This is a genomic window from Leyella stercorea, assembly GCF_021531655.1.
This window is the reverse complement of sequence record NZ_JADYUF010000029.1, coordinates 1-19,542: the sequence shown is the minus strand read 5'-3', so window position 1 is coordinate 19,542 and position 19,542 is coordinate 1. Positions and strand designations below refer to the sequence as shown.

General features: G+C 50.7%; 13 protein-coding genes. 8 read left to right on the top strand and 5 right to left on the bottom strand.

Features of this window, described 5'->3' with window-relative positions:
• Positions 1-411 precede the first annotated feature (411 nt).
• The 7 genes from I6E49_RS09380 (at position 412) to I6E49_RS09350 (ending at position 9,326) form a co-directional block, all read left to right on the top strand.
• Positions 412-3,447: a SusC/RagA family TonB-linked outer membrane protein gene (locus tag I6E49_RS09380; RefSeq protein ID WP_235401947.1), complete on the top strand. Its 3,036-nt coding sequence runs from the start codon at positions 412-414 to the stop codon at positions 3,445-3,447.
• 52 nt (positions 3,448-3,499) lie between these two features.
• Positions 3,500-5,179 carry a SusD/RagB family nutrient-binding outer membrane lipoprotein gene (locus tag I6E49_RS09375; RefSeq protein WP_235401945.1) on the top strand — a complete coding sequence of 560 codons (1,680 nt, stop codon included), beginning with the start codon at positions 3,500-3,502 and terminating at the stop codon, positions 5,177-5,179.
• A gap of 105 nt (positions 5,180-5,284) precedes the next feature.
• Positions 5,285-5,923 (top strand): HAD family hydrolase, encoded by a 639-nt coding sequence (locus I6E49_RS09370; protein WP_235401944.1) that lies wholly within the window; start codon positions 5,285-5,287, stop codon positions 5,921-5,923.
• Between the two features lie 99 nt (positions 5,924-6,022).
• The gene (pyrE, locus tag I6E49_RS09365) at positions 6,023-6,655 is read left to right on the top strand and encodes an orotate phosphoribosyltransferase (RefSeq protein WP_235393653.1); all 633 of its coding nucleotides are present in this window, start codon (positions 6,023-6,025) and stop codon (positions 6,653-6,655) included.
• 3 nt (positions 6,656-6,658) lie between these two features.
• Positions 6,659-7,111, top strand: a complete 453-nt coding sequence (locus I6E49_RS09360; RefSeq protein ID WP_235393654.1) for an SRPBCC family protein — start codon at positions 6,659-6,661, stop codon at positions 7,109-7,111.
• Positions 7,112-7,277: 166 nt separating this feature from the next.
• Entirely contained in the window at positions 7,278-8,615 is a 1,338-nt protein-coding gene (gene argH, locus I6E49_RS09355; RefSeq protein WP_235401942.1) for an argininosuccinate lyase, read from the top strand.
• Between the two features lie 144 nt (positions 8,616-8,759).
• Complete coding sequence (locus tag I6E49_RS09350; RefSeq protein ID WP_235401940.1) at positions 8,760-9,326, top strand: hypothetical protein; 567 nt, start codon at positions 8,760-8,762, stop codon at positions 9,324-9,326.
• Between the two features lie 439 nt (positions 9,327-9,765).
• Here I6E49_RS09350 and I6E49_RS09345 read toward each other — a convergent pair whose 3' ends face one another.
• From I6E49_RS09345 to metG, 5 genes are all read right to left on the bottom strand, one after another.
• Positions 9,766-12,243 (bottom strand): TonB-dependent receptor domain-containing protein, encoded by a 2,478-nt coding sequence (locus I6E49_RS09345; protein WP_235401938.1) that lies wholly within the window; start codon positions 12,241-12,243, stop codon positions 9,766-9,768.
• Between the two features lie 336 nt (positions 12,244-12,579).
• Positions 12,580-13,731: a ribonuclease III gene (gene rnc / locus I6E49_RS09340; protein WP_235401936.1), complete on the bottom strand. Its 1,152-nt coding sequence runs from the start codon at positions 13,729-13,731 to the stop codon at positions 12,580-12,582.
• Complete coding sequence (gene fabF / locus I6E49_RS09335; protein ID WP_235401934.1) at positions 13,721-14,983, bottom strand: beta-ketoacyl-ACP synthase II; 1,263 nt, start codon at positions 14,981-14,983, stop codon at positions 13,721-13,723. The genes rnc and fabF overlap by 11 nt, the downstream gene beginning before the upstream one ends.
• A 78-nt stretch (positions 14,984-15,061) precedes the next feature.
• The gene (locus I6E49_RS09330; RefSeq protein ID WP_094879135.1) at positions 15,062-15,298 is read right to left on the bottom strand and encodes an acyl carrier protein; all 237 of its coding nucleotides are present in this window, start codon (positions 15,296-15,298) and stop codon (positions 15,062-15,064) included.
• A gap of 401 nt (positions 15,299-15,699) precedes the next feature.
• Entirely contained in the window at positions 15,700-17,766 is a 2,067-nt protein-coding gene (gene metG, locus I6E49_RS09325) for a methionine--tRNA ligase (protein WP_235401932.1), read from the bottom strand.
• Positions 17,767-17,992: 226 nt separating this feature from the next.
• Here metG and I6E49_RS09320 point away from each other — a divergent pair, with 226 nt between their 5' ends.
• Positions 17,993-19,465, top strand: coding sequence for an MATE family efflux transporter (locus I6E49_RS09320; RefSeq protein WP_235401930.1), 1,473 nt, complete (start codon positions 17,993-17,995; stop codon positions 19,463-19,465).
• Positions 19,466-19,542 lie beyond the last annotated feature (77 nt).

The window sequence follows — 19,542 nt, the reverse complement described above, 5'->3', positions numbered from 1 at the left end:
CACTGAATGTACGTTCCGTGACACGGAATGGCCGTTCAATGACACGGAACGTACATTCAGTGACACGGAACGGAACTTTATATTGCTATCCGGACATTAGTATCCCAATCTTGACGAGACACCAATGCTGCATGGTTACAAAAACAAGACCATTCCATTTGAATGGTTTTGTTAGCCGACAAAAGGTCTTTGCCGTAGATTTATCAGCCTTTTTAACTTTTATTTCACAGTTTTTAGAAACAACGTGTTCATAAAAATTGTATATTTGCCCAAAATAATACGAACTACTTGCATATTATCAATATAGAATTGATTAATGTGCTGAAATGCTGGCTATCTTCGGATAGATTAATGATATTGCTTTAAGACCATCTTATCACAAACTAAATAACTAACCAAACCCTTAAGACTATGCAGAAAAAACTTTTTCTTACAGTCGTAATGTTCCTGATAGGAATGTTAATGACAGGGGCGTATGCACAGACGCATACAGTTTCTGGTCTCGTTAAAGACAAAGAAATGGGCGACCCCCTTGTTGGAGTAAGCGTGTCTGTCAAAGGCACGAAGAATGCAACCATGACTGACCTGAACGGCAACTACACCATCCAAACCGCTCCTAACGATATATTGGTGTTCAAATATGTCGGTATGAAGGATGCTGAGGAGAGTGTAGGCAATCGCAAAATCATCAATGTGCTTCTTGTTCCTAACGCTGAGAGCCTTGGCGAAGTAGTAGTTACTGCCATGGGTATCAAGCGACAGTCGGAGACCCTTACCTACTCGGCACAGACCGTAGGCGGCAAGGATGTCAACGACATCAAGTCAATCAATATGATCAACTCTCTTCAGGGCAAGAGTGCTGGTCTGCAGATTACGCCTAACTCTACCGGTGCAGGCGGCTCTTCAAAGATTCTGTTCCGTGGCAACAAGTCAATCTCGGGTAGCAACCAGCCGCTTATCGTTGTCGACGGTGTGCCGACAATGACCAATACCACTTCTTCACAGGTGGCAAGCGACTACGGTGGCGAGCGCGACGGTGGCGACGTTATGTCGACCATCAACCCTGACGACATCGCTTCTATCACCCTTCTGAAGGGTGCTGCCGCTTCTGCTCTTTACGGTGCAGTGGCTGCCAACGGTGCCATCATGATTACCACCAAGTCGGCTATGGCTGGCAAGGTGAGCGTCAACGTATCAAGCAACACCACAATGGAGGCCCCGATGGTATTGCCTGAGTTCCAGACCACTTATGGCGGCGGTGCTGACGGCACATTGTCATGGGGCGACAAGCTCTCAGCCGCTTCGAAGAACTATGCTGAGGAATTCTTCCGCACAGGATTCACCACCAACAACTCTATCTCGCTTGCAGGTGGCAACGACAACTTCAAGTCATATTTCTCTTACGGCAACGTCTACTCTCAGGGCATGACTCCCGAGAATACATACCGCAGCCACAACCTCAACTCGAAGGTTGACTTCAAGGTGCTCGAAACCATACATGTCGACTTCTCTGCCAAGTACAGCAACCAGTACTCTAAGAACCAGGCTGCTGCCGGCTATCTGTGGAACCCGCTCACAGGCGCTTACCTCGTACCGCGTGGCACCGACTGGAACTACTATAAGGACAACTTCGAGATTTACGACGCTGAGCGTGGATGCAACATCCAGAACTGGACCAATACCAAGCAGCAGCAGTTTGGCAACCCATATTGGATGCTCAACCGTCAGACACCTATCTCTGAGCGCAACCGCTACGAGTTTGGTGGCTCTATCAAGTGGGACATCACTCCCGACATCAACATTCAGGGACGTATTCGCTACGAGCGTGGCGAGGACCACTTCATACACAACGCTTACGCTTCGTCTGTAGGCGACCTCTATCCGATGGGACGCATGAAGGACAACCGCTACTTCAGCGACCAGCTCTATGGCGACGTTCTCGTCAACTACAACCACACATGGGGCGACTGGGCACTCACAGCTACAGCAGGCTCAAGCTTCACAAAGACCAAGACTTCTCACGTAGACCTCTGGGGCGAAGGCAACAAGTATAAAGGTCCGGGTGACGGCAACATCTACTATCCTAACATCTTCACTCCGAACAACTACTATGGCAATATGTCTACTACCGACGCATTGAACACAGAGAAGCGCCTCAACGCTGTATTCGCAACAGCTCAGGTAGGCTTCAAGGAGGCAGTGTTCCTCGACCTCTCAGCACGTAACGACTGGTCGTCGGCTCTCGCATTCACCGACGGCTGCTCATTCTTCTATCCGTCAGTAGGCGCCAGCGTGCTGCTCAACAAGCTCATGCCTATGGGCGAGCAGGTGAACCTCTTCAAGCTCCGTGGCAGCTATTCTATCGTAGGTAACGACGTGCCTATCTACATGTCTAACCTTCGCTACACTCTCGGCTCTGCTGGCGCAGTGACGGCTCCCGACAAGGCTCCGTTCCGCACATTGAAGCCTGAGAAGACCCACTCTCTCGAATTCGGTTTCGACGGTACATTCTTCAACAACCGCCTCGACCTCTCTTTCACATACTATAAGACCAACACCAAGAACCAGTTCTTCTCAGTATCGGCTCCTTACGAGAGCGGTCTGCGCAACCGTTACGTCAATGCCGGTAACGTACAGAACCAGGGATTCGAGTTCTCAGCTGGCTGGCATCAGCAGTTCAACGACGACTTTGCATGGTCTACCAACTTCAACATCTCTTACAACGACAACAAGATTAAGGAGCTCGTAGAGGGATTGGAGAACGGTCTTACTGTTGCCTCATGGTCAGGTGCCAAGGTTGTGCTCAACGAGGGTGGCTCGTACGGCGACCTCTACGTTCGTCAGATCAAGCGCGACGAGGCTGGCAAGCCAGTCAAGAACGACAAGGGCGAACCTATACTTATGGGCGACAACATCGACGAGATGAAGTATGCAGGCAACATGAACGCCAAGGTCAACTTCGGTTGGAGCAATACATTCCATTATAAGGACTTCACGCTGTCGTTCCTCATCGACGGTAAGTTCGGTGGCAGAGTGCTCTCAGCTACTGAGGCTGCTCTCGACGGTTGGGGCGTTTCACAGCGCTCTGCCGATGCACGCAACGCAGGCAAGGTAGTGGTTGACGGTGTTGAGTTCGACCCGCAGGCATGGTACACAACAGTTGGCGCTTCCAACTTCAACAGTCCGTATGCCAACGAGTTCTACGTTTACAAGGGCACCAACGTCCGTATGCGTGAGCTGAGTCTCGGCTACACCTTCCGCAACCTCTTCGGCAACGGCAAGAACCTCACAGCAGCGCTTATAGCACGCAACCTCTTCTTCTTCTACAAGGATGCTCCTTGCGATCCCGACGTATCTATGGGTACCGGCAACGGTGTGCAGGGTGTTGACATCTTCAACCTTCCTTCTTCAAGAAGCTTAGGTCTGAACTTGAAGCTGAACTTCTAATCATTGAGCGAGTAAAATACTATTTTTACAACCGTTTAAAACCTAAGGAATTATGAAAAAGAAAAATATATTCGCGGTGTCATCAATGCTGGCACTGGCTGTGATGGGTGGCGGAATGTTAAGCTCATGCACAGGCGATTTCGAAGATCTGAATACAAACAAGACGCAGGTGGATCCTGATATATTGCCATTCTCAGCACAGTGTGCCGAGCCAATGAACTATTGCTATCCGCCTCATCAGAATATGTTCCAGTTCTGGACCAACCTTACCATCGACCTCTATGGTGGCTACTTCCAGACTCCTCACGGCAACTTCACCAACTGCGATATGGGCGAGAACCGCGGACACAGTGGCGGTATGTACGAGAACTACTATCTGCACATCTTCAACAATACGCGCCGCAACATCGCCAGCCTCGACAAGCAGAATCTTGAAGGACTGGCTGGCACAATGCGCATCGTGCAGGCTGTAGGCACTATGCAGGCAACCGACGCCTACGGACCGCTTGCCTACTCGTCAATCATCAACGCCGAGAGCGAGTCGAGCTATCGTTTCGACAGCCAGCAGAAGCTCTACGAGTATATGCTCGACGACCTTGACAAGGCGATTGCCGGATTGCAGAAGATGGACAATGTAGAGAAAACTTCACTTGCAACATACGACACTTGGGGTGGGGGCGACCCTGCCGTGTGGGTTCAGATAGCCAACACAATGAAGCTGCGCATCGCTCTCCGCTTGTCAAAGCGTGAGAGCGAGATGGCTGCCGACGGCTACGACCTCAAGGCGATTGCTACAGCTGCCGCTGCCAACACCCTCGCCGTTTCGGGCAAGGACATCGTGGTTAAGGACCAGAGCAATGAGCTGAAGCGTATGTTCGACTGGCAGGACTGCGGCATGAACGCTAACCTCGTAACGCTCATGGTGGGCATGAACGACCCGCGTCTGCCTCTCTACATGACAAAGAATGCTGACGACATCACCAACGAGAAGGGCGTCACCACTCCTAAGGGATCCGTTTACTGCGGCATCCGCTACGCAAGCGGCATGGCACAGAAGGGTTCTGACGGCTCATACGGCTACAAGATGTCGCAGTGGGTTGGCGCTTACAACACTCCGCTGCCTATCTTCAAGGCTGCCGAGGCTTACTTCCTCCTCGCTGAAGCCAAGTTGCGTTGGGGCATCGGCTCTGAAAGCGTAAAAAGCCTCTACGAGAAGGGCATCCGCCTCTCTATCAAGAACGAGCTTGCTTATAAGGGTTCGTTCGCTGGCATCGAGAACATCAGCGACGCCGACATCGACGCTTACATCAACGGTACAACCGGACAGGCTGACTATGTAGACCCGGGCAACTCTGCCAACAACTGCAAGGCTGTCAACCATCTCGGTGTGAAGTGGGACGACGCTGCAAGCAAGGAAGACCAGCTCGCACGCATACAGACACAGAAGTACATCGCTCTCTTCCCGCTCTCTAACGAAGGTTGGGCTGAGCAGCGTCGTACTGGCTACCCGAAGTTCTTCGTGGCACTGGTCAACAAGAGCAACGGTGCTGTCAATACAGAGGAAGGCGTTCGCCGTGTAATCTACAGCAGCAATGCTTACGACACCAATGCTGAAGGCATCAAGGGCGGTCTGGAACTCCTCGACAAGGAGAACACCAGCAAGAATGGCATCTCTGGCGACAAGGGCGGTACTCACGTTTGGTGGGACAACGCCAACAAGGGAAATTTCTAAAACCTATAGCTGATAATTTAAGGGGCATACCTTTCGGGGTGTGCCCCTTTTTTCGGCATTTTTTTGTTACCTTTGCAGTGACGTTAAAACCACAACGTCTGCATTATGAAGAAAATAGCAATACTCGATTTCGACGGCACCATAGCCGATACACGCCCCGTAATACTCAACACATTCCACCGTACTCTCGACGCCATGCACCTGCCTCAGCACACCGACGACGAGATTGCGGCAACCATCGGATTGCCTCTGATGGAGGCTTTCCCCGTGCTCGAACCGATGGACGAGCGTATGGCGGCTGAGTGTACAGCCACCTACCGGCGCATATTCCACGACGTGAATGCACAGATAGGTGTGCCAATGTTTCCGCATGTTGACGAAACGTTGCGACTGCTGCATTCGCGTGGAATGATTCTTACTATTGCCACCAGTCGCAGCCATCAGTCGGCTGCCGACTTCCTCAGTTCTTTCGCTCTTGACGATATAGTGACGTTCATCATCGGCTATGAAGATGTGAGTCACGCCAAACCGCATCCCGAACCCGTCTCGAAGACATTGAATCATTTTGGATTGACAGCCGACGATGCTTTTGTAGTTGGCGACACCCATTTCGACATTCTCATGGGTCGCAATGCCGGCTGCGCCACCATCGGCGTTACCTACGGCAACGGTTCGCGCCAAAGTCTTGTTGAGGCAGGGGCAGACAGCGTTGTCGACGATTTCGCTGATATATCAAGGATATAAGAGAAAGTGTAGGGAAAATAATTGTCCTTTTGTCTCGCTTACTCGGATTTTTGCACTAACTTTGCAAAGTAAGATAAAAACTAAAAAACATATATAATTATGAGTACACTTAAAAAGCTATTCGCATCAAAACTTCTTGAAGTAAAGGCTATAAAGCTGCAACCCAACGACCCGTTCACATGGGCATCTGGTTGGAAGTCGCCAATCTATACCGACAACCGCAAGACTCTGGCTTATCCCGAGTTGCGCTCGTTTGTTAAGCAGGAGTTGGTACACCTCATCCACGAGGAGTTCCCAGAGGCAAATGCCGTTGCAGGTGTTGCTACAGGTGCCATCGCACAGGGTGCGCTTGTAGCCGACGAGCTGTTGCTGCCTTACTGCTACGTTCGTCCGAAGCCGAAGGATCACGGTATGGGCAACCAGATTGAGGGTACTATCCCTGAGGGTGCAAAGGTAGTCGTAGTAGAGGACCTTATCTCTACAGGCGGTTCTTCGCTCAAGGCTGTTGACGCTCTGCGTAAGGCTGGCTTCGAGGTAGTTGGTATGGTGGCAAGCTACACATACGGTTTCCCCGTAGCCGAAGAGGCTTTCAAGGCTGCTAACGTGCGCCTCATCACACTCTCTGACTATGAGCACACCACAGCTATCGCAGCAGAGACAGGATATATTAAGAAGGAAGACCTTGAGGTGCTCGCTGAGTGGCGCAAGGATCCCGCTAACTGGAAGAAGTAAATTATGACAACATTCGAAAGTTCCATACGACAGATACCATTCCCACAGCAGAACGTTTACGACAAGCTAAGCGACCTTAACAATCTGCAGAAGCTTAAGGAACGCTATGAGCTGATGAAGGACAACATGCCTGAGGAGGCTCGCAAGCAGGCAGAGAAAATCAAGGATCTGGAATTCGACCAGGATTCTTTGTCGGTAAATGTGCCGCCAGTGGGCAGCATCAAGTTGCGTGTGGTAAATCGCGAAGAACCCAAGTGCATCAAGTTTGAGACCGAGCAGAGCCCTATCCCGTTCAATTTCTGGATTCAGCTCCTGCCCGTTACTTCTACTTCATGCAAGATGAAACTCACCATCAAGGCCGAACTCAATATGTTCATCAAGCAGATGGTGAAGAAGCCCCTGCAGGAAGGCATCGAGAAGATTGCCGACGTGCTTCAGATGATTCAGTATAACTAATATATAGGCCCTACCCCCGGCCCCTCCCCCGTAGGGAGGGGAGTGGTATGCATAGGAGGCTATGGCGTCCTCGCCGTTGCCTGCTTAAGCTAATCGAACATATTACTCCCCTCCCTGCGGGGGAGGGGTCGGGGGTAGGGCTTTCTTTTAAACCTTTATAATTATTATGGCAAGCAAACTTTGGGAAAAGAATTTCTCTGTTAATGAGGAGATAGAGCGCTTCACTGTAGGACGTGACCGCGAACTTGACATATACCTCGCCAAGTATGACGTGCTTGGTTCAATGGCTCATATCACTATGCTCGAGTCGATAGGACTCATGCAGAAGAACGAGCTTGTACAGCTTCTGGCTGAACTGAAAAACATATACGCTGAGTGCGAGCGAGGCGAATTTGTTATTGAGGAGGGCGTTGAGGACGTTCACTCGCAGGTGGAACTGATGCTTACACGCCGTTTGGGTGATATGGGCAAGAAGATTCACTCAGGTCGTTCACGCAACGATCAGGTGCTGGTCGACCTCAAGCTCTTCACACGTCACGAATTGCGTGAGGTAGTAGAGAGAGTTGACGCTTTGTTCCGCGAATTGCAGAAGAAGAGCGAGCAGTATAAGAATGTACTTATGCCGGGCTATACACATTTGCAGATAGCCATGCCGAGTTCGTTCGGACTGTGGTTTGGCGCTCATGCCGAGTCGCTTGCCGACGACATGCTCTTCCTTCAGGCTGCCTATCGACTCACCAATCGCAATCCCCTTGGTTCGGCTGCCGGATATGGCTCGTCATTCCCATTGAACCGTGAGATGACTACACGTCTGTTGGGCTTCGACTCAATGGACTATAATGTGGTGTACGCACAGATGGGACGTGGCAAGATGGAGCGCAACGTGGCATTTGCCTTGGCTTCAGTAGCTGGTACAGTATCAAAGCTGGCATTCGACGCATGTCTGTTCAACAGCCAGAACTTCGCCTTTGTAAAACTTCCCAAAGAATGCACCACCGGCTCGTCAATCATGCCGCACAAGAAGAATCCCGATGTGTTTGAGCTGATACGTGCCAAATCGAACAAACTGCAGAGTCTGCCTACACAGATACAGCTCATCATGAACAATCTGCCTACGGGCTATTTCCGCGACCTGCAGATTATCAAGGAAGTATTCCTTCCTGCCTTTGCCGAATTGAAGGACTGCCTTGATATGGCTGCTTACATCATTGAGCGCATCGAGGTGAACGAACACATACTCGACAATCCGATGTACGACCCGATGTTCTCGGTAGAGGAGGTCAACCGTCTTGCAGCCGCCGGAACACCGTTCCGTGATGCCTACAAGCAGGTAGGACTAGAGATAGAGAACGGCACTTTCCATGCCGACCACAACATTCATCACACTCACGAAGGCTCAATGGGCAATCTGTGCAACGACCGTATTGCAGCACTTATGGACCAGACGCTAGCCGAGTTCCATTTCGAGCGTGTGGATGAGGCTGAAAAGGCGCTGCTTGCATAATTGAAAGTTGAAAATTGAGAGTTATGATATGCATTATTGTTAATGCGTTTTTATTACGTATACCTTCAAAGGTAATCATAACTCTCAATTCTCAATTTTCAACTCTCAACTCAAAGAACTCTCAACTCAAAGAACTCTCCCCCAATGAACCGCTTCCCTTTACTTCTTCTATTCGTCATGTTCCTTGTTTCGTCATGCTCGAATACGGACTTCGATTACTCGTCGCTTCATGCATACTTCGTGTTCGACAATAGTCAGCACCAGGATGCTACGTTGCAGAGTGCGCTCAACCCATTGTCACCGGGCGTATTCTGTCGTATTAGCGAGGGTCAGGAGGGAGCGGTAACATACTTCTATTTTGAGAGCAACGAAGGACTTACGACCAAGCAGAAAGCAAATGCCGATGACATGCGTCGTACGCGTGCCATCGGCTTATATAACAAAACCGGTATCATTGTGGGCTATGGCAATCTCTCGTCGCCTGCCATTCTCTATGTCTTCGACTCGCAATGTCCCAACTGCTATGACGAGACCAATATGCTTAACAACAAGCTTGCCTTCACGTCGAACGGTATAGTGTCGTGCAGCCGTTGCAAGCGTCAGTACAATCTCAATAACAACGGTCTGTGCGTCAATTCTGATGGCAAGAAACTCATAAAGTACCGTGCCACATGTAGCGGACCACTCGGCATCCTCTCGATTATCAATTAGCGGGAGGACTGATAGGGAGTGTTCTTTATGACAATATTTGCATTTCTAAGCGCTCAAAACTGCGAGTTGAACGCACAAGGAAATGTTTTGCCCGAAATTCTTGAGTTTTGAGCGTGCAGCCTTATGTGCTTTATTCACAATGCGTTAGGCGTATGTGAGTGGTGAGTGTGCAAGTTCTATCAATGCAATAGTTATCCTTTTCGCCCCCCAAAGGGCAACTTTAGGGTTACAATTAAGCCCCCGTTGCATTGCAAAAGTAGTCCTGTTGTGTACTAAAAGGACTGCCTTTGCAATGCAGCGGGGGCTTATTTGATTAAAAATATGATAAGAAGCGCCGTCTAAACTGATAAAAACGCGTCTTGAATTCTCTATAATTGAATTTTCATTTGTAACAGTTTTTTACTGCTTGTACGATATTTGCATACTGCAAACAGTGCCTTTATTCTTCGCCTCCGTTATAGTCCATTGGCATATCATTTTCGCTACCTTGGTTCTTGTTGGGGCGTTTCTTCTGTTTCATATTACCGAAGTTCCATGTCAGCGTCATGCTTACACGTCGTCCGCCACGTCGGTTAATCTGGTGGCGTGTGAAGTTAGGTCCGCTTGTGAAGGTCTCGAAGCGACGTGAGTCAAGCAGGTCGCGGCAGTTGACCGACAGCGTGAACATCTTGTTGAAGAAGTTCTTGCGAGCACCGAAGTCAATGCTATAATTGGCTTTGCGATAGCCCTGCGTGATTACCTGACGTGCAGTGTAGCGTCCGGTGGTCTGAATAGAGATGTCGTATGGCAGCATAAGCGATGCCGTCATGCGGGCGTTCCAAGTGAAGTTATGGTCGGAATTGCCCGTTACGGTCTGTCCGTCGATGTCGTACGAGAATCCGTTAAGACGATAATAGTAGGCATTTGCCGACGTTGTGAGGTCGAGGATGCGCCACAACTTGTTCTTTACCGTCATTTCCAATCCCGTCGACACACTCTTTGCCACGTTCATAGAGGTCTGGTAGAACAGTCCGTCTTCCTGGTTCTTATAGCTTATGCGCTGTATAACGTCTGTAGTAGGACGATAGTAGGCGCTGACAAGAAGCGAGTGGTCGTTCCATTGCTTAAGATAATTGAGCGAGAATGAATTGCTGAATTCCGGTGTCAGATACGGGTTACCGAACGAAACCGTTGTAGCATCGCGTGTGTCGCGGAACGAGTTGAGCTGACCGCCCCACGGACGGCGCAGACGACGGGTGTAGTTGAGCTGCAACTGCTGTGTCTCGGTCATCTGCCATGACATGAATACCGACGGGAACAGCTGGAAATAGTCCTTCTTGAATGGTTGTTCGCGTAGCGATGCGTCGTGTTCCTGTTCCCATGTGTAGCTCTCGGTATTGACACGCCAGTATTCGCCACGCAGTCCGCCCATCAGACTAAGCGCACCAAACTTATAGCTGAGCGTGGTGTAGAAGGCGTGCAGATCCTGCTTGTAGATGAAGCGGTTGAAGAACAGTTTGTCTTCAGAGGCGTTAGTTCCGTCAAACGACGTATTGTCCATATACGATTCCTGCGGTGTGTTCTCGCGCGAGAAATTGCCGTTATATCCAGCTTCTATCTTGAAGTTCTTGGTCACCTGGTTCTCGTATTCGAGTTTCAGCTCCTTGCGGTGGTTGTTGATATACTGCGGACGATACTGATAGCTGTACGTAACGTCGTCGATGCCCACCACTACGGTAGAGTCTTGATACCAGTTGTCGCCATTCATCTTCCAACTGCTCAAGTCGGCAGTGAAGTCAATAAAGTGCTTGTCGTTGAATGAGTGGCGGTAGTTGAACTCGCCGTAGCGCATGTCCATACCCGTACGTGAGCGGTTGATACGGTCGAGCTGATAGTTGTTCAGGCCGTTTGCCACTGCTGTATATATATAAGGTGTATAGCTGTGGCTGTTTCCGCCTCCGTGCATGAGCATGCCGCTGAGGCTGAAGTCGTCCTTTGTCGTAGCGTGCAGCGTCACACCGGCACGTGTGAAGAAGTTGTTGCCACGCTGTTTGCTGTCGCTGTCGTATGTTTGGTTGTACGTATCGCTGGTCTGCTGGCTCTCCATGTGTCCGGTATTGGCACGATGGCGGTAGCCGATGTTTAAGTAAGAGTCAATCAGTCGGCTGTTGTAGTTGACGTTGAAGCTTGTGTTGGCACCGCCGCGAGTGTCGCCACCAGCCTGCACCGAGCCGTAATAGCCAGCCTTGCGGTCTTTCTTGAGCACAATGTTGATGATACCAGCCGAACCTTCAGCCGAGAATTTAGCCGAAGGATTGTCAATCACTTCTACACGGTCGATGCTTTCAGCCGGCAGCTGCTGCAGAATCTGTGCACGGTTGTCCGAAGTCAGTCCCGATGCCTTGCCATTAATCCAAACCTCTACGCTTGAATTGCCACGCAGCGACACATTGCCGTCGTTGTCAACCTCGATAGAAGGTACATTGTCGAGCACGTCCGAAGCCGATTGTCCGGCATTGCTGATGAGCTGACCGACATCAAACGACTTTCGGTCAACCTCCAGTTTCATTGTGGCGCGCTGTCCTGTCACGGTCACTTCGTTCAGTTGCTTGGCATCTTCAGCCATATACAGTAACTTGAATTGCACATCACGCTTAGTGGGAGTAATCTCAAACTGACGTGTCACGTCCTTATAGCCCATAAAAGTAAGCGTCAGCGTGTACTTGCCGTCCTTGAGTCCCGACACGTTGAAGTTGCCGCCAGCATCAGTAATGCCACCGCCAACGAACTTGTCGCTACCTTGTTCAGTCACTTTGATATTGACAAAACCGAGAGGTTCAGACTTCTGTCGGTCCAATATCTTGCCTTTCACGATGCCTTGCGCCCATCCGGTGTATGCACACAGACAGAGCAGGAAGAATATTATAAAACGTTTCATATATGTGTATAAGACGGATTAAGTGTAACGAATGTTTAACCGGTATGTAGGTTTTTAATAAAAAACAGGCGTTTTCTTGCCGATATCGGCAAGAAAACAGCTATATTTGCATAAAGTTAGTTAGTTTCTTGCCGATAATATATGGAATACCCCATTACAAGGCTTTGCTCGATTATTTCAAGATAAAGTATTAAGCAACAAAACGCCCTGTAAGTGCAAAAGCATAAACAATCAATGCTTTTGCATTTACAGGGCGCATTGTTTATAAGCTTACAAAGCATACCACTCCCCTCCCTACGGGGGAGGGGCTGGGGGTAGGGCTTTTTAGAGCATTATTTATTCGGCAAATGCCGCTGCTTCGGCAGCAGCGATTATCTCCTCACGACTCTGTTGGCGTGCAGAGATATGGCTCAGGTCAAACTCCTTGTCGTCGAGATTGAGCATATCCTCGTCGCTGTTCTCGTCGTCCGAATTGTCGGCTGTTGTGTCAGCGGCATTGTACGGCAGGCTTTCAGCCGTTTCTTTTACAGTCTCGTCGTCCTCGCTTACGTTGCGATACATAGGCGAGCGTCGTCCTTGCTTTGTCTTCTTGCCGCCATTGAGAGCTTTTACAGCAGCCTCGGCATGGGCTTCCATCTCAGGATTCTTGATGATGAACTCGTCAGCCTCAGGCTCTATAGTCGGAACGTTCTGCACCGGTTCTTCCTCCATTTTTGTGCGGTCGGTCTTGGCAGCAAACACTTGGTCGATAAACTGTGGTTCCTTGCGCAGTCGTTCGAGCGTCAGCTTCGAAGCCATCTGCTGGCTTTCCTTCTTGCTGAAGCCCGTACCGGTGCATCCCTCTACTGTCTCAAGCATCACCTGATAGTTGAACACGGGCGATCCGGTCTTGTCTTTTTCCTGCGAGAGGACGCGGAAGTCAATGCGCACGCGGTTCTTCTGACTCCATTCGATGAGCTTGCTCTTGAAGTTTACTTCCTTATAAGCAACCTTGTCGATGTTTATCATTTGTGTCAGTATTCGCTTGCGCATAAACTCCATGCATGCGTTGTAGCCACGGTCGAGGTATATTGCTCCCACAAGAGCCTCGAAGGCGTTGCCTCCCATGTATGAGTTGTGCGACGAAGAGCGTCCGTTAGACAATATGAGCTGGTTGATGCCCATTTCCTGCGCCAGTCGGTTGAGGGTTTCGCGCTGCACGAGTTTGGAGCGTGTATTGGTGAGGAAGCCCTCGCGTTTGCCTGGGAAGTGGCGGTAGACTATGTCGCCAACGGTGGCGTCGAGGATTGCATCGCCAAGAAATTCCAGTCGTTCGTTGTTCACGGGTTTGCCCTTGGCGTTGCGCTTGAACATGCTTTTGTGCATAAGCGCCAGCTTATAGTAGCCGATGTCGTGCGGATAAAAGCCTATGATTTGGCGTAAAGACAAATAAAGCTCCTTGTCCTTACGGAAAGGGAGCTTCATTCTGTCGATGAGATTACTCAGCATATTTCTTGAATATTACACATGCATTGTGGCCTCCGAAACCGAATGTGTTGCTCAGTGCAGCACGTACCTCACGCTTCTGTGCCTTGTTGAAGGTGTAGTTGAGGTTGTAGTCGATTTCCGGATCCTGGTCGTCCTCAGCGTGGTTGATGGTAGGCGGAACGATGTCGTTCTTCACTGCAAGCACCGAAGCAAGAGCCTCCACAGCACCGGCAGCGCCGAGCAAGTGTCCAGTCATAGACTTGGTAGAGCTGATGTTGAGCTTGTAAGCGGCCTCGCCGAACACCTGCTTGATGGCCTTAGCCTCAGAGATGTCGCCCACGTGGGTAGATGTGCCGTGTACGTTGATATAGTCGATGTCTTCAGGCTTCATGCCTGCGTCCTCAAGAGCGTTCTCCATTACGAGGCGAGCGCCGAGACCCTCAGGGTGAGAAGCTGTGATGTGGTGAGCGTCGGCAGACATACCTTCGCCAACCATTTCTGCGTAGATTTTGGCTCCGCGTGCCTTGGCGTGCTCAAGTTCCTCAAGGATGAGGCATCCTGAGCCTTCGCCCATGATGAATCCGTCACGGCTTGCGCTGAACGGACGTGAAGCGTGCTCCGGATCGTCGTTGCGTGTAGAGAGTGCGTGCATGGCGTTGAATCCGCCTACACCTCCAGGTGTGATGGCAGCTTCTGCACCACCGCTTACGATTACGTTGGCCTTACCAAGACGGATGAGGTTGAAGGCGTCAGCAAGAGCGTTGGTAGATGATGCGCATGCCGAAGTAGTGGTATAGTTAGGACCGTGGAATCCGTACTGGATTGAAATCTGGCCTGCTGCGATGTCGGCAATCATCTTCGGGATGAAGAACGGATTGAACTTAGGACCGTTCTCCTTGTGCAGTGCATAGTAGCCTACTTCTTCCTCGAAAGTCTTGATGCCACCGATGCCAACGCCGTAGATTACGCCGATGCGGTTCTTGTCTTCTTTGTCAAGATCCATGCCCGAGTCCTGAACTGCCTGCATTGCTGCGATGATAGCGAGCTGTGCATAGCGGTCCATCTTGCGTGCTTCCTTGCGATCGATGAAGTCGTTCACCTTAAGGTTCTTCACCTCGCATGCAAACTGAGTCTTGAAATCAGAAGCGTCGAACAATGTAATGGGGGCTGCGCCGCTTACGCCGGCGACAAGGTTGTTCCAAGTCTCTTCAACAGTGTTGCCCAATGGGGTAACGGCTCCAAGACCTGTAACTACTACTCTTTTTAATTCCATTTAAAATAGTTTCGGGTTATGGTTGAAAAAATGGTTTATGGTTTATGTACACCATAAACTATAAACCATAAACCTTATTTATTTTGCGTTCTCCTCGATGTAAGCGATAGCGTCGCCAACAGTGCCGATCTTCTCAGCCTTATCATCAGGGATAGAGATGCCGAACTCCTTCTCGAACTCCATGATGAGCTCTACGGTGTCGAGTGAGTCTGCACCAAGGTCGTTTGTGAAGCTTGCTTCAGGCTTAACGTCTGCTTCGTCTACACCGAGTTTGTCAACGATGATAGCTTTTACTTTTGATTCGATTTCTGACATAATTTCTAATTTTAAAGTGTTTATAATGTAATTTCCTTTTAAAAAACTTTGCAAAGGAAATAATTTTTATTCATATAGGCAAATATTTTTCTACAAAAAGACATTCTGTGTGCACAAACACCCTATAAATGTGCATATTTTTTGCCCGTTTCGTTACTGTTTCAATGTTTTTACAATGACATTGAAGCAGTTACGGGTTGTGAGTTTTGAGTTTTGAATTTTGAATTTTGAGTTGGTTGCCGTTGGCAATTATGAGTTTTGAATTTTGAGTTTTGAATTGGTCGCTGCGCGATTTATGAATTAAGAATTATAAATTTCCAATTAAAAATTCAACATTCAACAATTCCAAATCGGCGAAGCCGACAAATTCAAAACTCAAAACTCAAAATTCAAAACTCGTATTATCCCACCTGTGAACCGGGCTTAACGTTGCCCAATACAGATGTCACGTTGAGTGTTCCGTCGAAGTTGACAGCCGAGAGAATCATGCCCTGGCTCTCGATGCCCATCATCTTGCGTGGAGCGAAGTTGGCTACGAAGAGCACGTCCTTGCCGATGAGCTGTTCAGGCTCGTAGTAGGCAGCGATGCCGCTGAGTATGGTGCGGTCTTTGCCCGAGCCGTCGTCGATGGTGAACTGAAGGAGTTTCTTCGACTTCTTCACCTTCTGGCAGTCCTTGATGTGGCCTACGCGGATGTCCATCTTCTCGAAAGTCTCGAAGTCGACGTTCTCCTTGACGGGTGCAGCCACGTACGATGCAGCCTCGTTAGCCTTCTTGGTGTCCTCAAGTTTCTGGAGCTGTGCGTTGATGGCGTCGTCCTCAATCTTCTCGAAGAGCAGGGCAGGAGTGCCGAGCTGGTGTCCGGGCTTGAGGAGTTCGGTGCTGCCGAGCTGATCCCATTCTGTATTAGCCACGTTGAGCATCTCGCGGAGCTTTGCCGAACTGAACGGAAGGAACGGTTCGAATGCTATCTCAAGGTTGGCTACGAGTTGCAGTGAGATATAGAGTATAGTCTTGACGCGCTCCATATCGGTCTTGGCAACGTGCCAAGGCTCGCAATCGGTGATGTACTTGTTGCCGATACGTGCCAGGTTCATTGCCTCTTTCTGGGCGTCGCGGAACTTGAATGCGTCAAGCAGTGCCTCCACCTTCTGCTTCACGTCCTTGAATTCCTTGATGGCAGCGCGGTCAACGTCCTGCAGTTCGCCACATTCGGGCACGATGCCGTTGAAGTATTTCTTGGTGAGCTGCAGTGCACGGTTGACGAAGTTGCCGTAAACAGCCACCAGTTCGTTGTTGTTGCGGTCCTGGAAATCCTTCCATGTGAAGTTGTTGTCCTTGGTCTCCGGAGCGTTGGCTGTGAGCACATAGCGCAGCACGTCCTGCTTGCCGGGGAAGTCAACGAGGTATTCGTGGAGCCATACAGCCCAGTTGCGTGATGTAGAAATCTTGTCGTTCTCGAGGTTGAGGAACTCGTTTGCCGGTACGTTGTCGGGCAGGATGTAGTCGCCGTGAGCCTTGAGCATGGTTGGGAACACGATGCAGTGGAACACGATGTTGTCCTTGCCGATGAAGTGGATGAGTCGTGACGACGGGTCCTGCCACCACTTCTGCCACGGTCCCCACTTCTCTGGCTGGGCGTCGCACAGCTCCTTGGTGTTTGAGATGTAGCCGATAGGTGCGTCAAACCATACGTAGAGCACCTTGCCCTCGGCTCCTTCTACGGGTACGGGAATACCCCAGTCGAGGTCGCGTGTCATAGCGCGTGGCTGCAGATCCATGTCGAGCCACGATTTGCACTGGCCGTAGACGTTGGGTCGCCACTCCTTGTGCTCGTCGAGAATCCACTGCTTCAGCCAGTTCTGATAGTTGTTAAGCGGCAGATACCAGTTCTTGGTGGCCTTCTTCACGAGTCCGTGTCCGGGGTTGTTCTTGTTGGTGGGGTTGATCAGTTCTTCTGGTGAGAGCGTAGCGCCGCACTTCTCGCACTGGTCGCCGTAAGCTCCCTCGGCACCGCAGCGCGGACATGTGCCCACGATGTTGCGGTCGGTGAGGAATTCGCCTGTCACCTCGTCGCAGAACTGTTCTTCGGTCTTCTCTACCAGTTCGTGCTTGTCGTAGAGTGTGCGGAAGAAGTCGCTGGCAAACTTGTTGTGAATCTTTGATGTGGTGCGGCTATATATGTCGAACGAGATACCGAAGTCTTCGAACGACTTCTTGATGAGGTTATGGTAGCGGTCTACCACTTCCTGCACGGTGATGCCCTCCTTGCGGGCGCGGATAGTTACGGGCACGCCGTGCTCGTCGCTACCTCCGATGAACATAACCTCCTGCTTCTTAAGGCGCAGATAGCGCACGTAGATGTCGGCAGGAACATACACGCCGGCCAGGTGGCCTATGTGTACGCCACCGTTGGCATACGGCAGAGCCGCGGTGACGGTGGTGCGTTTGAATTTCTTATCTTCCATTATAATGTGTGATTTTTGTTTTCTGGGTGCAAAGTTAGTGCAAATCGAACACAATTCAAAACAAGCAGCTCGTTTTTATTGTCAAATTGATATTTATTATATATAATAAGGTGTAGCCATAAGACTAACTATTTTCCCGTTTTTCTTATCTGCTTTCCGGATAAATGAGGGTGGCGGTTGCTCATTTCGGCTTTCTTTTGTAACTTCGCAGCGTAATTAGGATCCTATGAAACTTGACAGACAAAAAGACAGATTGCTCTCCATGATACGTCATGGCAAGCCGATGACGCTCGGCGAGCAGGCGCGTCTGGTGCTGAGTCTTGCCATGCCAGCCATTCTGGCGCAGCTCACTACCACCATGATGCAGTATATAGACGCGTCGATGGTGGGCAGTCTGGGTGCCGAGGCTTCGGCGGCTATAGGCTTGATAGAGACCACTACGTGGCTTATGGGCAGCCTCTGTTCGGCTACGGCAGCCGGTTTTTACGTTCAGGTGAGCCACCAGTTGGGTGCCGACGATGCCGCCCGGGCGCGTTCCACATTGCGCCAGGGCATCATGTCGGTGCTCGTGGTGAGTGCGCTCATCGGCTTGGTGGCGCTCGCCATCAGTCCGTTCCTGCCCTCGTGGTTGGGCGGCAACGCCAGCATCAACGCCACGTCGTCAGCCTATTTTGCCATCATAGCCATGGCGATGCCCGCATTCCAGTTCTCAATGTTCAGCCAGGGCATGCTGCGCAGCTCCGGCAACATGCTCGTGCCGAGCATAATGAGCGTGGTGATGATGTCGCTCGACGTGGTTTTCAACTTCTTTCTCATCTTCCACACGCGCACCGTCGACGTGCTGGGCATGTCGCTCACGCTGCCCGGAGCGGGCATGGGAGTGGTGGGAGCGGCAATAGGCACGGCTTCAGCCGAACTCGTTGCGGCATCCATAACGATGTACATACTCTGCTTCCGCAGCAAGGAGCTGTCGCTGAGGATTGACCGCGGCCGCTTCCTGCCTACATGGCAGGTGGTGAAGCGTGCCCTGCACATAGCCCTGCCAATGGGTATACAGCAGACCATAATGACCTCGGCATACATCGTCACAACCATCATCATCGCTCCGCTGGGCACCTTCGCCATTGCCGCCAACTCGTTTGGCATCATCGTCGAGAGTCTGTGCTACATGCCGGGCTACGGCGTGAGCGATGCCGCCACGACGCTTGTGGGACAGAGCATGGGTGCCGGACGCTACGAACTGATGAAGCGCTTTGCGTGGCTCAGCGTCGGACTGGGCATGGGCATTATGACATTGATGGGCGTAGTGATGTACGTCGGAGCGCCGTTTGCCATGGCTATGATGACGCCTTCGCCCGAAGTGCGTCTGCTCGGAGTGGAAGTGCTGCGCATCGAGGCGTTCGCCGAACCCATGTTCGGTGCAGCCATCATCTGCTACGGAGTGTTCGTAGGTGCTGCCAAGACCATAGCTCCGAGCGTGATGAACCTCATATCGATGTGGGGTGTGCGCATCACGCTTGCCGCCATGCTCGCACCGTCGATGGGACTGCGTGGCGTATGGCTCGCCATGTGCCTCGAACTGACGTTCCGTGGAGTGATATTCCTTGTGAAGCTGGCGAGATTCAATCCCACCCCCAAACCCGTCTCACGTAGCGAGGGGATGAATAGTACAACAGATGAAATAAGAAACAAATATTAATAAGCAACAATTTTTTTACACCTCTATCCTTATCGCCAATCAGTACATATTACTCCCCTCCCTGCGGGGGAGGGGCG

Coding starts and splice junctions, on each gene's coding strand:
- I6E49_RS09380 (WP_235401947.1), top strand. CDS start 412: ATGCAGAAAAAACTTTTTCTTACAGTCGTAATGTTCCTGATAGGAATG.
- I6E49_RS09360 (WP_235393654.1), top strand. CDS start 6,659: ATGACAACATTCGAAAGTTCCATACGACAGATACCATTCCCACAGCAG.
- fabF (WP_235401934.1), bottom strand. CDS start 14,983: ATGGAATTAAAAAGAGTAGTAGTTACAGGTCTTGGAGCCGTTACCCCA.
- pyrE (WP_235393653.1), top strand. CDS start 6,023: ATGAGTACACTTAAAAAGCTATTCGCATCAAAACTTCTTGAAGTAAAG.
- I6E49_RS09350 (WP_235401940.1), top strand. CDS start 8,760: ATGAACCGCTTCCCTTTACTTCTTCTATTCGTCATGTTCCTTGTTTCG.
- metG (WP_235401932.1), bottom strand. CDS start 17,766: ATGGAAGATAAGAAATTCAAACGCACCACCGTCACCGCGGCTCTGCCG.
- I6E49_RS09375 (WP_235401945.1), top strand. CDS start 3,500: ATGAAAAAGAAAAATATATTCGCGGTGTCATCAATGCTGGCACTGGCT.
- I6E49_RS09370 (WP_235401944.1), top strand. CDS start 5,285: ATGAAGAAAATAGCAATACTCGATTTCGACGGCACCATAGCCGATACA.
- I6E49_RS09330 (WP_094879135.1), bottom strand. CDS start 15,298: ATGTCAGAAATCGAATCAAAAGTAAAAGCTATCATCGTTGACAAACTC.
- rnc (WP_235401936.1), bottom strand. CDS start 13,731: ATGCTGAGTAATCTCATCGACAGAATGAAGCTCCCTTTCCGTAAGGAC.
- argH (WP_235401942.1), top strand. CDS start 7,278: ATGGCAAGCAAACTTTGGGAAAAGAATTTCTCTGTTAATGAGGAGATA.
- I6E49_RS09345 (WP_235401938.1), bottom strand. CDS start 12,243: ATGAAACGTTTTATAATATTCTTCCTGCTCTGTCTGTGTGCATACACC.
- I6E49_RS09320 (WP_235401930.1), top strand. CDS start 17,993: ATGAAACTTGACAGACAAAAAGACAGATTGCTCTCCATGATACGTCAT.